This is a genomic window from Reyranella sp. CPCC 100927 (assembly GCF_007859315.1).
Lineage (GTDB): Bacteria > Pseudomonadota > Alphaproteobacteria > Reyranellales > Reyranellaceae > Vineibacter.
Genome location: NZ_VOHA01000023.1, coordinates 76519 through 97863, shown reverse-complemented (window position 1 = coordinate 97863; position 21345 = coordinate 76519). Strand labels below are relative to the sequence as shown.

The 21345-nt window shown below is 68.9% G+C and carries 22 protein-coding genes and 1 riboswitch; of the genes, 14 read left to right on the top strand and 8 right to left on the bottom strand.

Annotated elements, in window-relative coordinates; genetic code table 11:
- Positions 1-11: 11 nt before the first annotated feature.
- The 4 genes from FQU96_RS35010 (at position 12) to rpe (ending at position 3917) form a co-directional block, all read left to right on the top strand.
- The gene (locus tag FQU96_RS35010; protein ID WP_146546046.1) at positions 12-1172 is read left to right on the top strand and encodes an NEW3 domain-containing protein; all 1161 of its coding nucleotides are present in this window, start codon (positions 12-14) and stop codon (positions 1170-1172) included.
- A gap of 136 nt (positions 1173-1308) precedes the next feature.
- Positions 1309-2244 carry an ABC transporter ATP-binding protein gene (locus tag FQU96_RS35005; protein WP_146546045.1) on the top strand — a complete coding sequence of 312 codons (936 nt, stop codon included), beginning with the start codon at positions 1309-1311 and terminating at the stop codon, positions 2242-2244.
- A complete protein-coding gene (locus tag FQU96_RS35000) occupies positions 2234-3217 on the top strand; it encodes an ABC transporter permease (protein WP_146546044.1) in 984 nt (327 codons plus the stop codon). The genes FQU96_RS35005 and FQU96_RS35000 overlap by 11 nt, the downstream gene beginning before the upstream one ends.
- A 37-nt stretch (positions 3218-3254) precedes the next feature.
- The gene (gene rpe, locus FQU96_RS34995) at positions 3255-3917 is read left to right on the top strand and encodes a ribulose-phosphate 3-epimerase (RefSeq protein ID WP_146546043.1); all 663 of its coding nucleotides are present in this window, start codon (positions 3255-3257) and stop codon (positions 3915-3917) included.
- Between the two features lie 179 nt (positions 3918-4096).
- On the opposite strand, the gene FQU96_RS34990 is transcribed toward rpe, so the two are convergent.
- The 5 genes from FQU96_RS34990 to FQU96_RS34970 form a co-directional block, all read right to left on the bottom strand.
- Positions 4097-4738, bottom strand: a complete 642-nt coding sequence (locus FQU96_RS34990; protein WP_146546042.1) for a hypothetical protein — start codon at positions 4736-4738, stop codon at positions 4097-4099.
- A gap of 124 nt (positions 4739-4862) precedes the next feature.
- Positions 4863-5198 (bottom strand): DUF1491 family protein, encoded by a 336-nt coding sequence (locus FQU96_RS34985; RefSeq protein WP_146546041.1) that lies wholly within the window; start codon positions 5196-5198, stop codon positions 4863-4865.
- 11 nt (positions 5199-5209) lie between these two features.
- Positions 5210-6214 carry a hypothetical protein gene (locus tag FQU96_RS34980; RefSeq protein WP_146546040.1) on the bottom strand — a complete coding sequence of 335 codons (1005 nt, stop codon included), beginning with the start codon at positions 6212-6214 and terminating at the stop codon, positions 5210-5212.
- Between the two features lie 40 nt (positions 6215-6254).
- Positions 6255-7412, bottom strand: coding sequence for a cytochrome P450 (locus FQU96_RS34975; protein WP_146546039.1), 1158 nt, complete (start codon positions 7410-7412; stop codon positions 6255-6257).
- Between the two features lie 95 nt (positions 7413-7507).
- Positions 7508-7918 (bottom strand): low affinity iron permease family protein, encoded by a 411-nt coding sequence (locus FQU96_RS34970; protein WP_146546038.1) that lies wholly within the window; start codon positions 7916-7918, stop codon positions 7508-7510.
- Between the two features lie 313 nt (positions 7919-8231).
- Here FQU96_RS34970 and FQU96_RS34965 point away from each other — a divergent pair, with 313 nt between their 5' ends.
- The 5 genes from FQU96_RS34965 to FQU96_RS34945 all read left to right on the top strand — a co-directional run bounded on the left by FQU96_RS34965 (position 8232) and on the right by FQU96_RS34945 (position 12582).
- A complete protein-coding gene (locus FQU96_RS34965) occupies positions 8232-9320 on the top strand; it encodes a patatin-like phospholipase family protein (protein WP_178130922.1) in 1089 nt (362 codons plus the stop codon).
- A gap of 3 nt (positions 9321-9323) precedes the next feature.
- Complete coding sequence (locus FQU96_RS34960) at positions 9324-10097, top strand: pentapeptide repeat-containing protein (RefSeq protein ID WP_146546036.1); 774 nt, start codon at positions 9324-9326, stop codon at positions 10095-10097.
- A gap of 2 nt (positions 10098-10099) precedes the next feature.
- Positions 10100-11923 (top strand): ABC-F family ATP-binding cassette domain-containing protein, encoded by a 1824-nt coding sequence (locus FQU96_RS34955; RefSeq protein ID WP_146546035.1) that lies wholly within the window; start codon positions 10100-10102, stop codon positions 11921-11923.
- Positions 11924-11986: 63 nt separating this feature from the next.
- On the top strand, positions 11987-12265 hold the full coding sequence (locus tag FQU96_RS34950) for a type II toxin-antitoxin system ParD family antitoxin (protein ID WP_146546034.1): 279 nt from the start codon (positions 11987-11989) through the stop codon (positions 12263-12265).
- Positions 12262-12582, top strand: a complete 321-nt coding sequence (locus FQU96_RS34945; protein ID WP_146546033.1) for a type II toxin-antitoxin system RelE/ParE family toxin — start codon at positions 12262-12264, stop codon at positions 12580-12582. Before FQU96_RS34950 ends, FQU96_RS34945 begins: the two co-directional genes overlap by 4 nt.
- Positions 12583-12594: 12 nt before the next feature.
- On the opposite strand, the gene FQU96_RS34940 is transcribed toward FQU96_RS34945, so the two are convergent.
- The gene (locus FQU96_RS34940) at positions 12595-12831 is read right to left on the bottom strand and encodes an addiction module protein (RefSeq protein WP_146546032.1); all 237 of its coding nucleotides are present in this window, start codon (positions 12829-12831) and stop codon (positions 12595-12597) included.
- Between the two features lie 89 nt (positions 12832-12920).
- Positions 12921-14195, bottom strand: coding sequence for a cell envelope integrity protein CreD (creD, locus tag FQU96_RS34935; RefSeq protein WP_178130920.1), 1275 nt, complete (start codon positions 14193-14195; stop codon positions 12921-12923).
- A 341-nt stretch (positions 14196-14536) separates the two neighbouring features.
- Here creD and FQU96_RS34930 point away from each other — a divergent pair, with 341 nt between their 5' ends.
- From FQU96_RS34930 to FQU96_RS34920, 3 genes are all read left to right on the top strand, one after another.
- The gene (locus tag FQU96_RS34930; RefSeq protein WP_146546030.1) at positions 14537-15250 is read left to right on the top strand and encodes a response regulator transcription factor; all 714 of its coding nucleotides are present in this window, start codon (positions 14537-14539) and stop codon (positions 15248-15250) included.
- 13 nt (positions 15251-15263) lie between these two features.
- Positions 15264-16862 (top strand): HAMP domain-containing sensor histidine kinase, encoded by a 1599-nt coding sequence (locus tag FQU96_RS34925; protein WP_146546029.1) that lies wholly within the window; start codon positions 15264-15266, stop codon positions 16860-16862.
- 102 nt (positions 16863-16964) lie between these two features.
- On the top strand, positions 16965-17792 hold the full coding sequence (locus FQU96_RS34920) for a hypothetical protein (protein ID WP_146546028.1): 828 nt from the start codon (positions 16965-16967) through the stop codon (positions 17790-17792).
- 5 nt (positions 17793-17797) lie between these two features.
- On the opposite strand, the gene FQU96_RS34915 is transcribed toward FQU96_RS34920, so the two are convergent.
- A complete protein-coding gene (locus tag FQU96_RS34915) occupies positions 17798-18352 on the bottom strand; it encodes a hypothetical protein (RefSeq protein ID WP_146546027.1) in 555 nt (184 codons plus the stop codon).
- Positions 18353-18531: 179 nt separating this feature from the next.
- On the opposite strand from FQU96_RS34915, the gene FQU96_RS34910 reads away from it, so the two are divergent.
- Together FQU96_RS34910 and thiM are read left to right on the top strand one after the other, a co-directional pair.
- Positions 18532-20154, top strand: coding sequence for a peptide chain release factor 3 (locus tag FQU96_RS34910; protein WP_146546026.1), 1623 nt, complete (start codon positions 18532-18534; stop codon positions 20152-20154).
- A 151-nt stretch (positions 20155-20305) separates the two neighbouring features.
- A riboswitch (TPP riboswitch) is annotated at positions 20306-20401 on the top strand.
- Complete coding sequence (thiM, locus tag FQU96_RS34905; RefSeq protein ID WP_146546025.1) at positions 20394-21197, top strand: hydroxyethylthiazole kinase; 804 nt, start codon at positions 20394-20396, stop codon at positions 21195-21197. (Overlaps the previous riboswitch by 8 nt.)
- Positions 21198-21345 lie beyond the last annotated feature (148 nt).

Sequence of the window (21345 nt, the reverse complement as noted above, 5' to 3'; positions counted from 1 at the left end):
CGGGAGACGTCATGCGTAGAGCCACGTTGTCGCTGCTGTTCGCCGCCGTCCTGGGGCTGGCCAGTCCCGCCGCGCTGGCGGCGGACCCGCCCAAGGGCCTGTGGCTGACCACCGATTTCCCGTCGACGACGGCGCGCGCGGGCGAGGTCTCGACCATCCGGCTGAAGCTGCAGAACGCCGGCCTGCCGCCCGAGGTGGTGGCGCTGTCGGTGAAGGGCGTGCCCGAGGGCTGGAAGGTCGACCTGATGGGCGGCGGCCAGCCGATCAGCGCGGCGATGCCGGCCAGCAACGAGAGCGTGACCTTGAACCTGCGGGTCGAGGCGCCGGGCAAGGCGGCGGCGGGCAGCTATCCGATCGTGATCCAGGCCAAGACCGCCAGCACCACGACCGAACTGCCGATGAGCCTCACCATCGGCGGCGAGGTGGCGGCCAAGCTGTCGGTGAAGGTGAAGCTGCCCGAACTGCGCGGCACGCCCAAATCGACCTTCGACTACACGTTCACGGTCAGCAACGATTCGGGCAAGGACGCCATCGTGCGCTTCGGCGCCGACATGCAGAAGGGCTTCACCGCCACCTTCACCGAGGCCTACGGCGCCAACGAACTGAGCTCGATCCCGATCGAGGCCGGGCAGAGCAAGGAGATCAAGGTCGCCATCAAGCTGCCGCGCGACATCGCCGCCGGCTCCTATCCGGCGCGCATCCGCGCCGAGGCCGATGGCGCCAACGCCACGTCCCAGGTGACCCTGCTGGTGCAGGGAACGCCCACCCTGCGGCTGGCCGGCAAGGACGGCCGCCTGTCGGGCGAGGCCCAGGCGGGCGTCGAGTCGCAGCTGGCGCTGGTGCTGAGCAACGACGGCACGGCGGCGGCCGAGGAGATCGAGCTGGCCGGCACCGTGCCGCAGAACTGGAAGATCGAGTTCAACCCCAAGACCGTCGACAAGCTGGGCCCGGGCGAGAAGAAGGACGTGGTGGCCACCATCACGCCGTTCAACAAGGCGCTGGCCGGCGACTACCAGAGCACGATGCGCGCCAACACCAAGGGCGACAGTGTGTCGTCCGACTTCCGCATCGTGGTCGGCACGTCGACGCTGCTGGGCATCACCGGCGTCGGCATCATCGCCGCCGCCCTGCTGGTCCTGGTCGGCGCCGTCGCCTACTTCGGCCGGCGGTGAGCGTGATGAGGGATATTGCTTCCCTTCCCCGCCTGCGGGGAAGGTGGCCGAAGGGTCCCCTCCGCCCACCGACGTTTCGACGCGAGGCGTCGAAACGTCGTATCGGGGCACCTCCCCACTGCGTGGGGAGGAAGAGATGACCGAACCCGTCATCGCGATCCGCGGGCTGCGCAAGAATTACGGGCGGGCGGCCGCCGTCGACGGCATCGACCTCGACATCCATCGCGGCGAGATCTTCGGCCTGCTGGGGCCCAACGGCGCCGGCAAGACCACCACCATCCTGATGGTGCTGGGGCTCACCGAGTCCAATGGCGGCACGGTCCGGGTGCTGGGCGAGGATCCGATCCGCAACCCGCTGGCCGTGAAGCGGCGCGTCGGCTACCTGCCCGACGCGGTCGGCTTCTACGACAACCTGTCGGCGCGCGAGAACCTGCTCTACACGCTGCGCCTGGCCGGCTTCAGCCACGCCGAGGCGGTGACGCGCATCGAGAACGCCATGGCGCGCGTGCGCCTGTCGGACGTGCTCACGCACAAGGTGCGCACGTTCTCGCGCGGCATGCGCCAGCGGCTGGGCATCGCCGAGATCATCGCCAAGGGCGCCGAGATCGCCATCCTGGACGAGCCGACATCGGGCCTCGACCCGCACGCGACGCTGGAACTGCTGGATATGATCCGCGACCTGAAGGCCGACGGCGTGGCGGTGCTGCTGTCGTCGCACCTGCTGGATCGCGTGCAGAGCATCTGCGACCGCGTGGCGCTGTTCAACCGCGGGCTGATCGCCATGCAGGGCACTGTGAAGGCGCTGGGCGAACAGGTGCTGGGCGCCAGCCACGCGGCGCATGTCGAAGCCGACGGCGTCGATGTCGCGGCCCGGCTGCAGGACATCGCCGGCGTGCGCAAGGTCGAGGCCGACGGCCGCGGCTGGAAGCTGACCGCCGATCGCGACGTGATGGCCGACGTGGCGCAGGCCATCGTGCAGGGCGGCGGCCGGCTGCAGCGGCTGGCCACGGCCGAACCCAGCCTCGAGGCGATCTACACCCGGTATTTCGAGGAGCACAAGGATGCGGCGTGAAGGTTCGCCTTTTACCGGGCTCGGCGTCGTCTTCCTGAAGGAATACGCCGATCACCTCAGCAGCATCCGCATGCGGGTGCTGGAACTGCTGATGGTCCTGGCCGGCGTCGGCGTCGTGGTGATGGTCATCCTGAACGTGCGCAAGACCGTCCAGCGCGACGACTTCCTGTTCCTGAACCTGTTCCTGTACCAGCAGGAGGACAGCGCCGTGCCCTCGCTGCTGGGCACACTGTCGATCCTGGTGCCGCTGGTGGCGATCGGCCTGGGCTTCGATGCGATCAACAGCGAGTTCAACCGCCGCACCATGAGCCGGATCCTGGCGCAGCCGATCTATCGCGACGCGCTGCTGCTGGGCAAGTTCCTGGCCGGCCTGTGCACGCTGGCGACCGGCCTCACGGCACTGTGGCTGCTGATCGTCGGCCTGGGCCTGATCACCATGGGCGTGCCGCCCAGCAGCGAGGAAGTGGCGCGCGGCGTGGCGTTCCTGATGATCGCCATCGCCTTTGCCGGCGTGTGGCTGGCGATCGCCATGTTCTTCTCCGTGGTCTTCCGCTCGACCGCGACGGCGGCGCTGTGCGCACTGGGCCTGTGGCTGTTCCTGATGCTGATCTGGCCGCTGCTGGTGCCGATCATCGTGCAGATGGTGGCGGCCCCCGATCCGCTGGCGGCGCGGGTCGGGCTGCTGAGCGACTCGCAGCTGAACTGGTTCCTCGGCCTCTCGCGCGTGTCGCCCAGTTCGCTGTTCACCGATGCCAGCCTGGTGGTGCTGCAGCCGCAGCCCGAAGCCACCATCCTGCGCAACCCCACCATCGGCATGCTGACGCAGGCCCAGGGGATGGTGCGCGGCGGTGCCTTGCCGCTCAACGAAAGCCTGCTGCTGGCCTGGCCGCCGATCACCACCCTGATCGCGGCCGTGATCGGCGTGTTCGCCTTCACCTACGTGATCTTCCAGCGCCAGGAGGTGCGGGCGTAGCCTTGTGATGGCGGCCGCGGCCTGATACCCAGCGGCCATGCAGCAGCCGGTCCGCATCGCACCCTCGATCCTGTCCGCCGACTTCGCGGCGCTCGGCCGCGAGGTCGCGGCCATCACCGCGGCCGGCGCCGACGTCGTGCATGTCGACGTGATGGACGGGCACTTCGTGCCCAACATCACGATCGGCCCCAATGTGGTGAAGGCGCTGCGGCCGCATTCGGCGCTGCCGTTCGACGTGCACCTGATGATTTCGCCGGTCGACGTCTACGTGCCCGACTTCGCCCAGGCGGGTGCCGACATCATCTCGTTCCATCCCGAGGCCGGGCCGCACCCGCACCGCACCATCCAGCTGATCAAGTCGCTGGGCAAGAAGGCCGGCCTGGTGCTGAACCCGGCGACGCCGGCCGGCGTGGTCGAGCCGGTGATCGGCGACATCGACCTGATCCTGGTGATGAGCGTCAATCCCGGCTTCGGCGGCCAGAGCTTCATTGCGAGCCAACTGGCCAAGATCGCCACCCTGCGTCGCATGATCGACGCATCGGGCCGGCAGATCGATCTCGAAGTCGACGGCGGCATCAACCCGCAGACGGCGCAGCAGTCGATCACGGCGGGCGCCGACATGCTGGTGGCCGGCACCGCCGTCTTCACCGGCGGCCCCGACCGCTACGCCGCCAACATCGCGGCGCTGCGCGGGGCGTAGGGTCTTCCCTTCTCCCCGCGCAGGCGGGGAGAAGGTGGCGCGTCAGCGCCGGATGAGGGGCTTCGCGATTGCCGTGCGATGCCAGCAAAACCTCGTCTGATCACGACGTTGTCGAAGCCCCTCATCCGGCCGCCGTTGCACGGCGTCCCCCTTCTCCCCGCCTGCGCGGGGAGAAGGGGCTAGACGTAGTGGTCGAAGACGTAGCCGCCCTTGACGTCGTTCCAGGCCCAGGCTTCGCCGACATGCAGGCCATCGCCGTCGAGGCCGGCCAGCCACGACAGTTCGGGCGCACGCACGTCGGGCGCCTCGAGGCCGACAGGCGCCGCATCGTCGATGGCGACGTCGACGTGGACCGGCGCATCGTGGACGGTGGGCGCAAACGAGTCCGGCGCGCCCGACAACGCACCGAGATCGACCACCGGATCGACCATGGCGGTCGGGATCACGACGTCGGCCGCGGCAAAGAACGCGGGATGATCGGCGGCCATGTGCATGCCCGCACCGGCGCCGTCGAACACCATGTCGACGCCAGGCGGCGAGAGCCCGGCCAATCGCGCCGAGTCGTGCGTGGCGCCCGACCAGTCGCCGACACCGTCGCTGGCGTAGAGCGGCGCATCGCCACGCGGCGCGATCTCGACCAGGCCGCGCACGCGCAGCAGCAGGTCCAGCGGAATGTCATCGAGGGCCAGCGCCGCGACCGGATCGGCGGCGCCATCGGGACGGACCATCGCGGAAGCCGCCGCGACATCGAGACCATCCCCGGACGGGGACGAGACGACGGCGTGAGCGGCGGTGACGGCCGAGGAGGGGATCTCGTTCATCACGGCACCAGGTACGGTTGCCCTTGGTGGGCACCGCGCTTTTCGTTGGTTTAACGATACACCCTAACGCCCGGATTCGGTAGGGATTTTTCTGTGCCGAAACGGAGCGTGCGGTCAGTCTGCGCTAGAGGACGCGGCCGTCGGGCTCCCACTCGCTCTTGCGGTCCTCGATTTCCAGCACCCAGAGGTCGGGATCGCGGGCCACCTGGCGCGCGATATAGGCGTCGGCATCGGGTTCCGGCACCGGCTGCGGGCCGGTGGCGCGGGTCCAGGTCGGCTCCTCGTCGAGCGCGTTGGCCGGGGCGTAGACGATGGTGCCGGCGGCGAAGCGCACGACCTTGATCAGCACCGAGCCGGCGTCGGGATCGCCGCGGCGCGCGACGTAGGCGGCGATGTTGCGCCGATCGCACAGCCGCACCTGGGCCGAGATCCAGAGACCCGTGGTCAACCCCATGGCCATGACGCGATCCCCTAGCCCAATGCCGCGTCGAGGCCCGTGAACACCGGCCGCGCGCGCTGCCAGCGGTAGCGCACCAGGGTGACACCATGGCGGGCCAGCGCCGCCAGCATCGGCGCCGCCGCATCGGGGGCGACCAGGATGGCGCGCGTGCCGTCGCCGGCACCGGCGCCGCGCAGCAGCAGGCGGCCGACGGCGCGTTCCAGCGCCGCCGCCGAGGTGCCGGTCTCCAGCTCGATGAGACGCGCGGCCAGCTTGCGGGTGGCAAACAGCGGCGCGCTGGGCGCGCCCTCGCCGATCAGGCCGCGGCGGTTCAATTCGTCGCCCAGCGCATCCAGCAGCAGGCCGCGATCGCACAGCGCGGCGAGCGACGGCGGTTCGGCGAACGGCGTCGCCTCCTCGGCGAAACCGCGTTTGGCGGCGCCGCCCGCGGCCGTGGGCACCACCAGCGCCGCCGGCATCGGGGTGTCGCCATCGATATGGCGGCGCTTGTAGCGATGGACCGCCTGCACGAAGCGGCCGATCTGGCGGCCCAGCCGCGGCCCGTCGAGCGGCGCGATCAGCAGCAGCTCGCCCTCGCGGCCGTCGGGCCAGCGCACCGTCTGCCAATTGCCGCCGGCGAGATAGGCGCGGAACGCCGGGCGGCGCCGGCCGGTGCGGCCGCCGCCGATCTTGCCGCTGTGCGCCAGGTAGAGCTTGCCGGCCTCGTCGCGCACCAGCGCACCGGCCAGCCTGCGGTCGGCGCCCTTGGTGCGCAGGTTGATCTCGCAGGTGGCACTCTCGCTGTGCGAGGGCGTGCGCGCCTCGTGGCCGAACATCAGGCTGCAGCGGCCGGGATGACGCGCCGCATCGAGACGCCACCAGAAACGCTCGTCGCGCAGCCAGACGATATCGCCGCGCACGCCGCCGCCGCCATGCCATGAGATCGAGACGTCGGGCACCGTCATGCCGGCCAGGCGCCGGCGCAGCGTGCGCAGCGCCTCAGCGATCGGCCGGGCCGCGGTCACCACTTCGAGCATTCACCGACTATAGCGGTCCAATCACGTCGGAGGGAACGGGTCAGGCATCCGCCGCGAACAGCGGGATTCGGACATTGCCGGACGGACGGTAGGCCAAGCCGTCCAGCAGCGCCGGCGGCCGCACGCCGGTCGCAATCAATCGGGTGACCGCGGCCTGGGCGATGGTCGCGGCCACGCGCTCGCCGGGACAGGCATGCACGCCGGCGCCGAACGTGAACAGCCTGATATGCTGCCGCGCGAGGTCGAGGCGCGCCGGATCGGGATTGGCGGCCGGATCGCGGCCGGCGGCGGCCAGCACCACCAGCACGGCATCGTGCGCCGTCAATGCCTGGCCGGCGATGACGGTGTCGGCGGCCATGAAGCGGCGCGTGTTGTGCACCGAGGGGTCGTAGCGCAGGACCTCGCCCACCACGGCGCGCACCCGGCCGGGGTCGGCCTCGACGCACGCCTGCAGCTCGGGATGGCGCGCCAGCGTCACCAGCGTGTTGCCGATCAGACCTGCCGTGGCGTCATACGTCTGCGACAGAAAGCCGATACTGTTGGCCACGATCACGTCGGCGGCCGGACGGCCGACGCTGCCGGCGTCGTGCGCCAGCCGCGCCAGCAGGCCGTCGCTGTCGCGCGCGCGGGCCAGCATGTCATGGAACATCGCCAGCAACTGGCGCGCCGCGACGTTGCCGCGGGCGAGCGCCGTGGTGTCGGCGCCGGGTGCGATGCTGCGCACAAAATCACCGGCCCATTGCGCGAGCTGCGGCAGGCGATCATCCGGCACGCCCAGCAGGCTGCCCACGACATGGGCCGGCAGGGCGAAGACGACGTCGTTCAGCGCCATCGTGCCGACCAGGCGCTGCGCCCGGAGATCGGCCACGGCGGCGACCCTGATGTCGTCGACGGCGGACAGCGTCGCCGCCACCGCCTGCTTGAAGGGACAGTGGCCGGCGCCGTCGTTCATGCGCACGAGATGGCGGAAGATGTCGCCGGCCGGCGATCCCACCAGGGCCTGCGGCACCGGCTCGGCCGGCGGCCGCACGCGGCCGCTGGCGCAGGCCAGCACCGCGTCGACGGCGGCGGCGCTGCTGGCGACCCACAGACCGAGCTTGTCGTCGCGGTAGAACGGCCGCTGTGCCACCAGCGCGGCGTAATAGGGATAGGGATCGGCGTGGGTGACGGCGGCGATCGCATCTGACGGCGGCGGCATCGGCGTCTCCAAGACCGCGGGAAGGCCGCCATTGTCGCCAAGATTGCCGCCGGGTCATGCGCCATCGATTCGGCGCGGGTCGAAGCGAGCGCGCCTCAGGCCTTGTCGTCGGCCTCGTCTTGCATCTCGGGGATGCCCTTCTTGCGCGCCATCGTCGCCAGCCGGACGTAGCGCTGGCGGAACCTCTCGATGTCCTGCTCGGAGAGCTCCTCGAGGTTGAGCAGCGAGTTGTGCGCCTCGGCGGTGGCGCGCAGCAGTTCGTCGAGTTTGATCTGCACCGCGGCCGCGTCGCGGTTCTGCGTATTCTGGATCAGGAACACCACCAGGAAGGTGACGATGGTGGTGCCGGTGTTGATGGTGAGCTGCCAGACGTCGGAGAAGCCCACGAACGGGCCGATCGCCGCCCAGGCGATGACCGCGGCGCACGCCAGCGCGAACACCATCGGACGACCGACATAGTGGGCGACCCGCCCGGCAAAGCGCGTGAACCCGTCCGCCTGCTTCATGATACCGGCCTCCGCGCGGCACACAGGGCAACGAGGTCGCGCAAGGCCCGGTTCCGCGGGTGGCCCAACCTTTCGTGCCACGGGCGCGGGAACCCGCCGGAGACGGTCGCGTTACGACGACGGGCACCCTCCGGGGTCCCCGTGTCTCCCGAACCCCAAGCACCTCGCCCCGCCCCGATGTGGCGGGGTTTCTTTTTGTTGTAATAATATCAATATCTTAAATCCCTATCGGCACTTTCAGCACGCGCCCGCATCAAGTTCCGGCCGCCGTGCCTTGATCTGCCATGTTGCAGTGCACAAATTGGCGGCCATGATGGTCCGACAGCGCCTGTCCAAGGCCTTGCAGCAGCTGTCGGGCCGATATCGCGCGCCGGCGCGACGCCGCCTGGCCGTCGCCCTGCAGGGCGGCGGCTCGCACGGCGCCTTCACCTGGGGTGTGCTGGACCGCCTGCTCGAGGACGAGGACATCGTCATCGACGCCGCCAGCGGCGCCAGCGCCGGGGCCGTGAACGCGGTGGTGATGGCGTCGGGCCTGGCGCGGGACGGACGCGACGGCGCCCGCGCGGCGCTGGCGCGCTTCTGGCGCCAGACGAGCACGCGCGGCTCGTTCAGCCCGTTGGCCGAGTCGTTCGTCCAGCCGCCCTTCGCGAGCGCCGCGCGCCTGGCGTTCGACCTGTCGAGCCGGCTGTTCTCGCCGTACCTGACCAACCCGCTGGGCCTCAACCCGCTGCGCGACATCCTGGCCGAGATGGTCGACTTCGAGGCGCTGCGCCGCGCGCCGCCGCTGCGCCTGCTGATCGCCGCCACGCATGTCGGCGAGGGCCGCACGCGCCTGTTCCATGAACGCGAGTTGTCGCTCGACGCCGTGCTGGCCTCGACCTGCCTGCCGCTGCTGCACCAGGCGGTCGCGGTCGATGGCGAGTGGTACTGGGACGGCGGCTACACCGCGAACCCGCCGCTGCTGCCGCTGATCGCCACGTCGCGCGCGGCGCACGTGCTGATCGTGCAGCTGACGCCGATGCGCAGCGGCGCGCTGCCGACTGCGTCGCCGCAGATCGTGCGCCGGCTGAACCAGATCACGTTCAACACGCCGCTGGTGCGCGAGCTGGAAGCGCTGGCGACGCTGGGCACGCTGTATGGCCGCACGATGGCGCTGCTGTCGCCCGCGGCCCGCCGGCTGCGACGGCTGCGGCTGCACCGCATCGCGGCCGAGGACGAATATGCCGCGCTGGACAGCACCAGCCCGATGACGCTGGACTGGGCGTTCCTGACGCGCCTGCGCGACGCCGGCCGCAGCGCCGCCGACGAATGGCTGGCGCAGGCGTTCGGACATAAGGTAGAGACACCGGCCTTGGCAGGCCGCGATACCGCCGCGACCTGCCGCACCAACCCATCGACGTGACGCATGCCCGAGATCACCAGCGACTGGCAGCGGGCCCAGTTGCCCCGCGACAAGATCCTGGACGCGCCCGCGGCACGGCAGACGGCGCTGAGCGGGCTCGACCTGTCGCAGCTCACGATCCGGCACGGCCAGTTCGACAGCGTCGATTTCCATGACTGCGTGTTCGCCACCGCGACCGTGCTCGATACGCATTTCAAGACCTGCACCTTTCATGGCTGCGACTTCACCGACGCCAGCCTGACGCGCTGCACGTTTGCGGCCGAGGGACGCGAGTCGGTGCGCTTCCGCAACACCGACTTCCAGCGCGCGTCGGTGAAGGACAGCCGCCTGCCGCGCGCCGCCTTCGAGCGCTGCAGCCTCTACGGCGCCGCGTTCGAGGGCTGCGACCTGTCGGGCAGCAGCTTCGCCGGCTCCACCTTCAGCAAGTCCTATTCGCGCAAGGTGGTGATGACGGAGATCGCGTTCCGCCGGTGCCGGCTGCGCAACGTCGATTTGCAACGCGCCCATCTCGAGGGCGCCGACTTCACCGGCACGTCGCTGGTCGGCGCCGACCTGTCGGAGGCCAACCTGGCGAGCGCCGTCTTGCGCGACGCCGACCTGGCGGGCGTGCGCTGGGTGAGCGCCGACCTCGGCGATGCCGATGTGCGCGGCGCCGAGATCGCCGGGCTCGACCTGCTGGTGCTGAAGGCGTTCGCACGCCTGCGCATCGCGCCGGCGCAACAGAGTGCCCTGCTGTCGGAACTGGGCGTGACGATCAGCCCGGAAGAGGACGCCTGACGATGGCCGCACCGCCGCTGCTCGCGCTGCGCGACATCCGCTACAGCCTCGCCGACCAGACCGTGCTGGGCGGCGCCGCCTTCGGCGTCGGCCGCGGCGAGCGGCTGTGCCTGGTGGGCCGCAACGGCGCCGGCAAATCCACGCTGCTGAAGATCGCCGCCGGCCTGCTGGCGCAGGACGGCGGCGAGCGCTTCGTGCAGCCCGGCGCCACCATCGCCTACCTGCCGCAGGAGCCGGACCTCGGCAGCGCGCCGACGGTGGCGGCCTATCTCGCCGGCGGCCTCGACGACGGGCATGGCGCCGTCGGCGACGACGACTACCGCGTTGCGCAGTGGCTCGAGACCATCCGGCTGAACGCCGCGCGCGACACCGCCTCGCTGTCGGGCGGCGAAAGCCGGCGCGCCGCCATCGCGCGGGCGCTGATCGGCAACCCCGACATCCTGCTGCTGGACGAGCCGACCAACCATCTCGACCTGCCCACCATCGAATGGCTGGAAACGACATTGGACGGCTGGCGCGGCGGCTTCGTGCTGATCAGCCACGACCGGCGCTTCCTCACCAACCTGGCGCAGGCCGTGCTGTGGCTCGACCGCGGCATGGTGCGCCGCCTGGACGAGGGCTATGCCCGCTTCGACGCCTGGGCCGAGGACATCCTGGCGCGCGAGGAGGTCGAGCGGCAGAAGCTCGACCGGCTGATCGAGACCGAGACGGCGTGGTCGGTCACCAGCATTCGTGCCCGGCGCACGCGCAACGAGGGCCGCATGCGCCGGCTGCGCGACCTGCGCGAAACGCGGCGCAGCCTGATCGGCCAGACCGGGCAGGCCGTGCTGGAGGCCGGCGCGGCAAGCGCATCGGGCACGCTCGCCATCGAAGCCAAGGCGATCAGCAAGCGCTTCGGCGAGCGCGTGATCCTGAAGCCGTTCTCGACCCGCATCCTGCGCGGCGACCGGGTCGGCATCATCGGCCCCAACGGCGCCGGCAAGACCACGCTGCTGCGCATGCTGATCGGCGAGCTGGAGCCCGATGCCGGCACGACGCGGCGCAGCCCGACCCTGCAGGCGGTCGTGATCGACCAGCGCCGCGCCCAGCTCGATCCGGCGCAGACCGTGTGGGAGGCGCTGGCCGAGCGCAACGACCACATCCTGGTGCAGGGCAAGCCCAAGCATGTCGTGGGCTACATGCGCCAGTTCCTGTTCCGCGACGAGCAGGCGCGCCAGCCGGTCGGCGCGCTGTCGGGCGGCGAGCGCAACCGCCTGCTGCTGGCCAAGGCGCTGGCGGCGCCGTCCAACCTGCTGGTGCTCGACGAGCCGACCAACGATCTCGACGCCGATACGCTCGATCTGCTGCAGGAAACCTTGGCCGACTATGACGGCACGGTGCTGCTGATCAGCCACGACCGCGACTTCCTCGACCGCGTCGTGACCTCGACCATCGCGCTGGAAGGCGACGGCACGGCGATCGAGTATGCCGGCGGCTACAGCGACTACCTGCTGCAGCGCGGCCCGCGCATCCCCGCGGCGGCGCCATCACCGCCCGCACCGGTGGCGAAACCCGCACCGGCACCGCGCAGCAGCGAGGAGCGCAAGCCGCGCAAGCTCAACAGCAAGCAACAGCGCGCGCTCGATGCGCTGCCCAGGAAGATCGAGGCGCTGCAGGCCGAGATCGCGACGCTGTCGGCGGCACTGGCCGACCCCGACCTCTACCGCCGCGACGCCGCCGCCTTCGCGGCCAACACCGCGCGCCTCACGGCCGCGCAAGCCGACCTCGAGGCCGCCGAACACGAATGGCTTGAGCTGGAGATGCTGCGGGAGGAATTGGCAGGGTAAGGACCGCCTTGATCCAGGCCGGCAGGGGAGGTAGGATTTTATCCTACCATCCGAGAACCAGTTATGCAGCCCGCCGAGAAGATCAGCATTACGCTTCCTCCGGACATGGTCCGGCTCATCCGCGAGAAAGTGGAGTCGGGTGCCTACGCCTCAACGAGCGAGGTGATTCGCGAAGCCATGCGACTGTGGCAGCGCCAGGAAGAGGAACACGCCGAGCGGATGGCAGCGATCCGTGGCCGCATAAAGCGCTCTCTCAACGATCCACGACCTAATTTGTCGGCTGAAGAAGTCAGTGAGTGGATTGATGGCTTGAAGGAGCGCGCGTCTCGTGATGGGCGATGATATATCGCGTCGAGTTCAGGCCGGAAGCTCGGCAAGACTTGGATGATATCTTCGAACACGTCGCCATCGACAGCACAACACGCGCATACCGCTTTGTCGCACGCATTCAGGCGGCCTGCTTGAGTCTTTCGGAAATGCCACGACGCGGCCCGCTGCGGAATGACATCGCACGCGGCATTCGCATTCTCCCGGTCGGACGACGGATCGTCATCGCTTACCGCGTTGAAGGCCAACTGGTCGAAATCGTCAACGTCTTCTACGGGGGGCGCGACTACGCGTCGATACTCCGCGACCGGCGCCCTCAGGGCACGGAATAATCTATGTCCGGCTTACGCGGTGCACTGCGGTCTGGACCACAGTTTCGCGCGCACGTCGTCCCACGCAACAGCCGATGCGGGATCTGCAGCATGCGCGGCAAGGCGCCGCTCGACTTCAATCCGCTGCGCTTCGGTCAGCGGCGGCATGGACTCAGGCGCGGCAGCGACGCTATCCCATAGATCCTCGGCGAGCTGGATCCGCTCAGCTGGACTCAGTCGGAACAACTCCGCCAGCAGGGGCTTGTTCATATCGGTAACCGATCGCCAATGATCTCCGGAGACTAGCGAAGCGAGCGACACCTGGCAACGCGCACCAGGTGTCGCTCGCATGACACAGATCACGCGCTCTCGCGCCGGCCGATGTTGCGGGTGGCGTACATCAGGGCCGACAGGATCACGAACAGCGCCAGGCTGCCGCCCAGCAGCGACAGGCTCTCGGCCTGCAGCAGCACGTAGAGGTAGGCGAACAGGGCAGCGATGGCAGCACCGAAGAGAGCCGCGAACACCGGCCGCAGGGTGGCACGCCACGTGTAGAGCGAGGTCTGGATCACGATCAGGGCCGACGCGGCGGCATAGGCCGGTGCGAAACCGAGGTGTTCGCCGACCGCCAGCAGCAGCAGCGGGAACAGCGCCATCGCCGCACCGGAGAGTGCGTACTGGATGGGATGGATGATCGTACGACCGGCGATCTCGAACGCCAGGTAGAGCGCGAAGGTGCAGCCGATGATCAGCAGCCCGTACTTCAGCATGCGGTCGACCCCGCGATAGGGCGTCACCGGCTGCACGAGGTTGACGCCGAAGGCCGAATCGCCGAGGCGCTGCAGCAGCTTCTCGCGCGAACCGTCGGCCGACGTCGCCATGGCGCCGAACCCGCGGCTGAGAATCGACACCTGCCAGTGCGCCTCGAAATCCTTGTCGCCGATGCGCTGCTCGACCGGCCGGAAGCGGCCGTAGAAGCCGGGACCCGGCCATGGCGCCGTGAGCTTGATGTCGGTCTGGTTGCCGGCGGGCACGAAGCCGATGCTCTCGCTGCCGTTGAGCCGCAGACGGATCTCGAACGGCACGCCGGCGGCCAGGCGCGCCGGATCGATGGCGCCGATATCGGCATCGATCGTGTTCTCGCTCCGTGTTGAGGGCTCGAAGCTGAGCGGCTGGCCGTCGACCGTCACGGTCTCGAGCCGGATGCCGCGCAGATCGCCGGCGCTCAACCGCAGCTTCAGCTGCTGCCAGCGCAGGCCGCTGGGGACACCTGCCGTTCCCGGCTGCAGGCGGAACTGGCCGCGCAGGGTGGCATCGACCGTATAGACCACGGCTTCGAACATGCCGTAGTAGCGCACCTGCGGCGTCAACGACGCCTCGACGTTGAGGACATTGGGCAGAAGCACGGCCTCGTCCTTGCCGCGCGCCGAATCGTGGGGGATCAGCAACAGCGGCCCGACCAGGACCTGCGCGCCACCCCAGGACGCCGTGATGTCCTCGCGCACGCGATCCAGCAAACGCGACCGGTCACCGGCAACATCGGCAATCAGCGCCAGCGGCAGCGAATAGACCAGGGCCAGCAGCGCCATACCGGCCATTTTCAGCGGCAATCGGCTGAAGAGCGTCCGAACCATTCGGCTCCCCGGCAGTGATCCCCTCGGCGGCGCCGGCCAGGGACTGGTGGGCGGTGGGGCGGACGTGTCGCTCATGTCAGGGCTCCGATCCCGAAAGTTGCCCCTGGGAGCGCGGGCGTCCCGCCCGCATCGACATCAAAACGTCGATCATTTTTCGCACTTCGCCTCGCTCCGAGCGAAAGCGGGCGAGACGCCCGCGCTCCCAGGAAGCCGCAAGATCGGGTGGCGTCGTGCGAGCCGCACGCGCAGTCCGTGACGGGCGGCCGGAAATGTCGTGCAAATAGGGTGCAACCGGTGCCGGCGGCCTTCCTTTCGCCGCCAAGCGCGAGGACAATACAGCCATGTCCAAGGTGCTGGTGGTCGACGACGACCGACATATCCGCGACGTGGTCGCCTTCGCGCTGCGCAAGGAGGGGTTTGCCGTGGCCGAGGCCGGCGACGGTGCCGCCGCGCTGCACGCCGTCGAGCAGGAGAAGCCCGACCTGCTGATCCTCGACATCCTGATGCCGGAGATGGACGGCACGGAGGTGTGCCGCCGCCTGCGCGCGACGTCGCCGGTGCCCATCATCTTCCTGTCGTCCAAGGACGATGAGATCGACCGCGTCGTCGGCCTAGAGCTGGGCGGCGACGACTACGTCACCAAGCCCTTCAGTCCGCGCGAACTGGTGGCGCGGGTCAAGGCCGTGCTGCGCCGGCGCGACGGTGTCGTGCCGACCAACACCACGCCCGAGGAACTGCCGCCCAACCGGGTGCTGCGCCGCGGCCTGCTGGCGCTGGATCTCGACGCGCATGTCGCCACCTGGAACGAGACCGCCATCGACCTCACCGCCACCGAGTTCGCCATGTTGCGCACATTGGCCGAACGGCCCGGCAAGGTCTTCACGCGCGACAGCCTGATGGAACGCGCCTACGACGATCGCCGCTTTGTCAGCGACCGCACCATCGACAGCCATGTGCGCCGCATCCGCGCCAAGCTGGCCGCCGCCGGCGGCGCACCGATCGAGACGGTGCACGGCGTCGGCTACAAGTTGGCGGCCGCGGCACCGGCGAGTTGACGCGCTCCCAGCCATGACGGATGGACGCTGGCGGCCGCGCCTGCGCACGGTGCTGCTGGCCGGCAACCTCGCGCTGCTGGCCCTGCCGCTGGCCGGAATCTGGTTCCTGCGCGTCTATGAAAGCGCGCTGGTGCGCCAGACCGAGTCCGAGCTGATCGGCCAGGCGGCGTTGATCGCCGCCCAATTCCGCGCCGAATGGCTGGCCGCGGCACCGCCCGGCGCGCTGGCCCGACAGCCGCGCACCGAACGCACGCCCAACGACGAGAAGTGGCAACCGATTCCGGCCAGCCTCGACCTCGCCGACGACCCGATCCTGCCGCCGCTGCCGCCGGCCGCCGAGCCGACAAGCGCGCCGGAACCGGTCGCGGTGCGCATCGGACCGCCGCTGCGCGCGATCCTGCTGACGGCCCAGCGTCTGACGCTGGCCGGCATGTCCATTGCCGATACCAACGGTATCGTCGTCGCCAGCACCGAGGGCGATTTCGGCCGCTCGGTGTCGGCGCAACAGGAACTGGCGGCGGCGCTGCGCGGGCACCCGACGTCGGTGCTGCGCCAACGCAATACAGACCCCTACCCCGGCCCCATCGACTGGTCGATCAGCCGGGTCGCCGGTGTGCGGGTGCATGTGGCGATCCCGGTGATCGAGGGCGACCGCGTCCTGGGCGCCGTCGTGCTGTGGCGTACACCACGCAGCCTCATCAACGCGCTGTGGGGCAAACGCTACCATCTGCTGGCGCTGGGTGCGCTGCTGCTGCTGGCCGGCGGTGCGCTGGCGACATTCACGGCGCTGGCCGTCAGCCGGCCCGTGCGCGACGCTGTCGACCAGGCCCGACGGGTCGCCGCCGGTGAGCGCGATGCCGTGCGGCCGCTGCCGCATCGCTATACGCGCGAGGTCGCCGAGCTGTCGGCGTCGCTCGCCACCATGGCGCAGACCCTGGAACGGCGCGCCGACTATATCCGCGATTTCGCCGCCGAGATCGGCCACGAGTTCAAGACGCCGTTGGCCTCCATGCACGGCACCGTCGCCCTGCTGCGCGAAGACCTTGACGCCATGGCGGTGGAAGACCGGCAACGTTTCCTCGGCAACCTGGCCGGCGACATCGAACGCCTGGAGCGCCTGACCCGGCGCCTGCTCGATCTGGCGCGCGCCGATGCATTGCGCCCCTCGGGCGACGAGAGCGCCGCGTTGGATGCCATCATCCCGTCATTGGTCGAACGCTACCGCGACGCCGGCCTGACGATCACGGTAGCGCCCCCCGCCGAGACGCTGGTGGCGCGCACCGACAGCGACAGCCTGGCGGCGGTGCTCACCAACCTGCTGGACAATGTGCGCCAGCATGCCGGTCCCCATGCGACGGCGCATATCGGCTGGCATGCCGATGGCGACATGATTGTCCTGACCATCGCCGATAATGGTCCGGGCGTCTCGACCGGCAATCGCACGCGCATTTTCGATCGCTTCTTCACGACGGCGCGCGACGGCGGCGGCACCGGGCTGGGCCTGCCCATCATCCGCAGCCGGCTGGCCGCCTTCGGCGGCTCGATCCGCCTGGTCCCCAGCGACCGCGGCGCGACGTTCGAGATGGCGCTGCCGCTCAATACCGGCGCCTGAGTTACCGCCGCGCGCCTTGACCGTGCCTTCATCGCGGGCTACCCCCGCCCGGTCGCGTCCGCCGACATCCCAGCACAAGTTGCGTACGAGAGAGACAAGTCGATGAGCGATGTCCTGTCAGCGTTCCCGCGCCGGCCGATGCGAATCCTGCGGACCGGCGTCCCCAGCGTGATCTTCCTCGGTTTGCTCGCCCTCTTCATGCTGGCGCTGGGTATCGGCATGACCTACTGGATGGCACCGGGCATCGTGCGCGACCTGGAGATCGGCAAGAATCCCGTCGAGGAGCCGCAGGCACGCATCAGCAACGGCAAATGCCGGACCAAGCTGGTCCTGGTGTCGTGCGAAGCCGACATCGCCTACGCCGTCGCCGGCAAGCGCTATGCCAGCCACGTCGCGTTCTCGTTCGTCGACGTGCACTTCGGCAGCTACACCGCCAGCGTCGTACGGTCGGCCGACAAGCCGGAACTGGCCACCCTGGACATCGGGCTCGAGAGCATGTGGAACCGTATCGGCACGCTGGTCGGCTTCCTGGTGCTGTTCATCGGCGGCGCCATCGCCCTGGCGCTCAATGCCGTGCGCAACATGCGGCTGAAGTCGATTGCCAGGAGCACGGACCGCCTGACGCCCGTCATGGTCGGCGTGGGCCAGATCGCCAAGAACATGTTCGGCAAGAACGTCACCTGTACCTACGCCGGCACCGGCCGCGCCCGTAAATTTACCGAACGCATGGGCAAGAAGGAGGAGCCGTTCTTCCTCGGCGCCAACCAGGCCCTGGCCGTACTGCCGGGCGACAGCCCCACGCCGATCCTGGTCGACGAGGCACTGACCCGCATCGACCTGACCGACGCCGAGCGCCACGCCCTCTATACGGTGCGCCAGCACGGCTCTGCCGCGCCGGCCGGCTGGCCGCAGGCCACCCCCGCACGCTGAATCTGCTAGTTGTCGCGCGCAACATCCACGGTTAAGCGCTCCAGCCTTTTCAGCAACTTGAATCCGACGTAGCTCTCACGGCTAAGACGCCGATAGTAGGTGTTCCAGTAGCTGATCACACGTTGCTTTACCAGCGCATGGAAACGGGGATTTTCCGCGAGGAATCGCGCAACCATTCGTTCGTCGATCTGACCCCAGTTGGCTTCAATTATCTCAAGAATCTCGACAACATACTCGGAGATGAGCTGAACAGTGAATGGGGCAGACCATGAGGTGTTCAGATCAAGTATCCGACGAAGGGCCCGTTCGCGGACAAAGCCACTGTGGTGGCGCGTCTGCAGACAGTCCAGCACCGACAGATGCAAGGCGGAGTAGCCTGCGCGGGTCGTAACCTCATCAAAATAGACACGGTCTGGAATAGATACGGTCTCCCCGTCGATCGTGACGGTGAACGTACTCGGGCTCGCCAGCCCCATGGTGTTCGTGAGACGTATCGCTACTGCCTCGGCATCATCCTTAAGTGCCGACGGAAAGGCGTTCCTAGCTGACGATACTTGCATGCGATCTGAAGACCTTCCGGTAGCATAATATTTTGTACAAACTACCGATGCGCGAGCAACGCCTATCTTTGAAACAAGTAGTGACCAGGAGCGTGATCCGCAGCCTTTGGCCGTGCGGCTATTGCTCGGGTATCGTGTCTTGACCTTACGGTCCGTGCGCGCTACCCCCGCGCCGCCACATGTCCCTCGCCGCCACCCCGTCACCCGACGCCACCGACCCGCTCGCCGGCCATCCCGCCGGCAGGCGCCGTACGTTTGCGATCATCTCGCATCCAGACGCCGGCAAGACGACCCTGACCGAGAAGCTGCTGCTGTTCGGCGGCGCCATCCATGCCGCCGGTGCGGTCAAGGCGCGCGGCGAGGCGCGCCGGGCGCGCTCGGACTGGATGAAGATCGAGCAACAGCGGGGCATTTCGGTCACCACCTCGGTGATGACCTTCGAGTACGGCGGCGCCGTCTTCAACCTGCTGGACACGCCGGGCCACGAGGATTTCAGCGAGGACACCTATCGTACGCTGACCGCGGTCGATTCGGCGATCATGGTGATCGACGCCGCCAAGGGCATCGAGGCGCGCACCCGCAAGCTGTTCGAGATCTGCCGCCTGCGCGATGTGCCGATCGTGACCTTCATCAACAAGATGGATCGCGAGAGCAAGGATCCCTTCGCGCTGCTGGACGAGATCGCCTCGACCCTGGCGCTGGACGTGACGCCGATGAGCTGGCCGGCCGGCTCGGGCCGCGACTTCCGCGGCTGCTACGACCTGGTGCGCGACCGCATGCTGCTGTTCGGCGCCGAGGATCGCGAAAAGGTCGGCGACGTGGTCGAGTGCGACGGCATCGACGATCCCCGGCTGGCGGCGGCGCTGCCCGAGGCGCAGTACGCCAAGCTGAAGGAAGACGTCGAACTGGTGAGCATCGGCTATCCCGCCTTCGAGTTGGGATCGTACCGCGAGGGCCATCTGACGCCGGTGTTCTTCGGCAGCGCCTACAACAATTTCGGGGTGCGCGAGGTGCTCGACGCGCTGGCAGCGTATGCGCCGCCGCCGCGGCCGCAGCCCGCCGAGCCGCGGCCGATCGCGCCGACGGAGTCCAAGGTCTCGGGTTTCGTGTTCAAGGTCCAGGCCAACATGGACCCCAACCACCGCGACCGTGTCGCCTTCATGCGGCTGTGCTCGGGCCGCTTCCAGCGCGGCATGAAGCTGAAGCAGATCGGCACCGGCAAGACCATCACCATCACCAGCCCGATCCTGTTCTTCGCCCGCGAGCGCGAGATCGTCGACGAGGCGTGGCCCGGCGACATCATCGGCGTGCCCAACCACGGCACCCTGCGCGTCGGCGACTCGCTGACCGAAGGCGAGGAACTGCGCATCACCGGCATTCCCAGCTTCGCGCCCGAAATCCTGCGGCGCGTGCGGCTGGAAGACCCGATGAAATCCAAGCAGCTGCGCCGGGCGCTGGAGGATCTCGCCGAGGAAGGCGTGACCCAGGTGTTCCGCCGCACCTTGGGCGGCGACTGGATCGTGGGTGTCGTCGGCGCCCTGCAGCTCGACGTGCTGCTGACCCGCGTCGAGGTCGAGTACCAGGTGAAGATCGGCCTGGAGCAGGCGCCGTTCGAGACGGCCCGCTGGATCTCGGCCGACACCAAGGCCGATCTCGATGCCTTCATGGCCGTCCAGAAGGTGGCGATGGCCGAGGACCGCGACGGCGCCCCGGTCTATCTCGCCCGCAATGCCTGGGAGCTCGGCACCATTCGCGAGCGCTTCCCCGCCATCCGCTTCGCCGAGACCCGCGAGCGACACTGAGTATCTTTGGACCGCGCGCGTCCACGCGCGCATCGGCGCGTCAGCGCCGACCTTTTTCGCTCTCCGCTTTGCTGCGAGCGAATGCGCGCGTGGACGCGCGCGGTCCAAAAGCCGCCCCGCTTGCAACACCCCTCTCCTTGCCCTAGCTTCGCGGCTGCCGCTGGGGTGCTCCGTCGCGGGAGCTGAGACAAACCCATCGAACCTGATCTGGATCATGCCAGCGAAGGGAGACGGTTCGCATGAACCTTGCAGACGAGTCCTGGGATCTGGTGCGCCGCGTGCGTGAGCGCGCGCCGCTGGTGCAGACCATCACCAATTTCGTGGCCATGGACGCGGCCGCCAACGCCGTCTTGGCCATCGGCGGTTCGCCGGCCATGGTCCATGCCGTCGAGGAGGTGGCCGAGTTCGTCGCCGTTGCCGATGCGCTTACGATCAATATCGGCACGCTGTCGTCAGGCTGGGTCGATAGCATGCGCGTGGCGGCGCGCACGGCGGTGCGGCTGGACAAGCCGTGGGTGCTCGATCCCGTGGGGGTCGGCGCCACGACATTCCGCCGCCGGACCGCGACCGAACTTCTCGATCTTCGCCCCACGATCGTGCGCGGCAACGCCTCGGAGATCATCGCGTTGGCCGGTCTTGCCCAAGCCCGCCAGAAGGGCGTCGACAGCACGCAGTCGACGGCCGAGGCTGAAGCATCGGCATCCCTGCTGGCCCGCACCTTGGGCTCGACCGTGGTGGTGACCGGTGCGATCGATCTCGTCACCGATGGTGAGCGGACCCTGCGTATCGCCAATGGCCATCCCTTGATGACGCGCGTCACGGCACTGGGTTGCGCACTGACGGCGGTCACCGGCGCATTCGCCGCCATCGAGAAGAACACGTTGCACGCCGCCGCCGCCGCAACGGCGATCTTCGGCCTGGCCGGCGAGATCGCCGCCCGACAGGCGCGCGGCCCGGGCAGCCTCCGCGTGGCGCTGATGGACGCGTTGCATGGCCTGGACGCGGAAACCGTGCGCGGCGGCGTCCGGATCGACGACGCCTAGTACCCGGAATCACGCGTCCCTGATACAGCTGTCATCCCGAGCGCAGCGAGGGATCTTCTGAAAGTGACGCACGGGTGCGCCTGCATCGAAAGATCCCTCGCTGCGCTCGGGATGACGATCCTGAGTCACACGCCAGCGGTAGTCGGTA

Excerpts from the sequence above, each read along its gene's own strand:
- FQU96_RS35010 (WP_146546046.1), top strand. The coding sequence starts at position 12 with ATGCGTAGAGCCACGTTGTCGCTGCTGTTCGCCGCCGTCCTGGGGCTG.
- FQU96_RS35005 (WP_146546045.1), top strand. The coding sequence starts at position 1,309 with ATGACCGAACCCGTCATCGCGATCCGCGGGCTGCGCAAGAATTACGGG.
- FQU96_RS35000 (WP_146546044.1), top strand. The coding sequence starts at position 2,234 with ATGCGGCGTGAAGGTTCGCCTTTTACCGGGCTCGGCGTCGTCTTCCTG.
- rpe (WP_146546043.1), top strand. The coding sequence starts at position 3,255 with ATGCAGCAGCCGGTCCGCATCGCACCCTCGATCCTGTCCGCCGACTTC.
- FQU96_RS34990 (WP_146546042.1), bottom strand. The coding sequence starts at position 4,738 with ATGAACGAGATCCCCTCCTCGGCCGTCACCGCCGCTCACGCCGTCGTC.
- FQU96_RS34985 (WP_146546041.1), bottom strand. The coding sequence starts at position 5,198 with ATGGCCATGGGGTTGACCACGGGTCTCTGGATCTCGGCCCAGGTGCGG.
- FQU96_RS34980 (WP_146546040.1), bottom strand. The coding sequence starts at position 6,214 with ATGCTCGAAGTGGTGACCGCGGCCCGGCCGATCGCTGAGGCGCTGCGC.
- FQU96_RS34975 (WP_146546039.1), bottom strand. The coding sequence starts at position 7,412 with ATGCCGCCGCCGTCAGATGCGATCGCCGCCGTCACCCACGCCGATCCC.
- FQU96_RS34970 (WP_146546038.1), bottom strand. The coding sequence starts at position 7,918 with ATGAAGCAGGCGGACGGGTTCACGCGCTTTGCCGGGCGGGTCGCCCAC.
- FQU96_RS34965 (WP_178130922.1), top strand. The coding sequence starts at position 8,232 with ATGGTCCGACAGCGCCTGTCCAAGGCCTTGCAGCAGCTGTCGGGCCGA.
- FQU96_RS34960 (WP_146546036.1), top strand. The coding sequence starts at position 9,324 with ATGCCCGAGATCACCAGCGACTGGCAGCGGGCCCAGTTGCCCCGCGAC.
- FQU96_RS34955 (WP_146546035.1), top strand. The coding sequence starts at position 10,100 with ATGGCCGCACCGCCGCTGCTCGCGCTGCGCGACATCCGCTACAGCCTC.
- FQU96_RS34950 (WP_146546034.1), top strand. The coding sequence starts at position 11,987 with ATGCAGCCCGCCGAGAAGATCAGCATTACGCTTCCTCCGGACATGGTC.
- FQU96_RS34945 (WP_146546033.1), top strand. The coding sequence starts at position 12,262 with ATGATATATCGCGTCGAGTTCAGGCCGGAAGCTCGGCAAGACTTGGAT.
- FQU96_RS34940 (WP_146546032.1), bottom strand. The coding sequence starts at position 12,831 with ATGAACAAGCCCCTGCTGGCGGAGTTGTTCCGACTGAGTCCAGCTGAG.
- creD (WP_178130920.1), bottom strand. The coding sequence starts at position 14,195 with ATGGTTCGGACGCTCTTCAGCCGATTGCCGCTGAAAATGGCCGGTATG.
- FQU96_RS34930 (WP_146546030.1), top strand. The coding sequence starts at position 14,537 with ATGTCCAAGGTGCTGGTGGTCGACGACGACCGACATATCCGCGACGTG.
- FQU96_RS34925 (WP_146546029.1), top strand. The coding sequence starts at position 15,264 with ATGACGGATGGACGCTGGCGGCCGCGCCTGCGCACGGTGCTGCTGGCC.
- FQU96_RS34920 (WP_146546028.1), top strand. The coding sequence starts at position 16,965 with ATGAGCGATGTCCTGTCAGCGTTCCCGCGCCGGCCGATGCGAATCCTG.
- FQU96_RS34915 (WP_146546027.1), bottom strand. The coding sequence starts at position 18,352 with ATGCAAGTATCGTCAGCTAGGAACGCCTTTCCGTCGGCACTTAAGGAT.
- FQU96_RS34910 (WP_146546026.1), top strand. The coding sequence starts at position 18,532 with ATGTCCCTCGCCGCCACCCCGTCACCCGACGCCACCGACCCGCTCGCC.
- thiM (WP_146546025.1), top strand. The coding sequence starts at position 20,394 with ATGAACCTTGCAGACGAGTCCTGGGATCTGGTGCGCCGCGTGCGTGAG.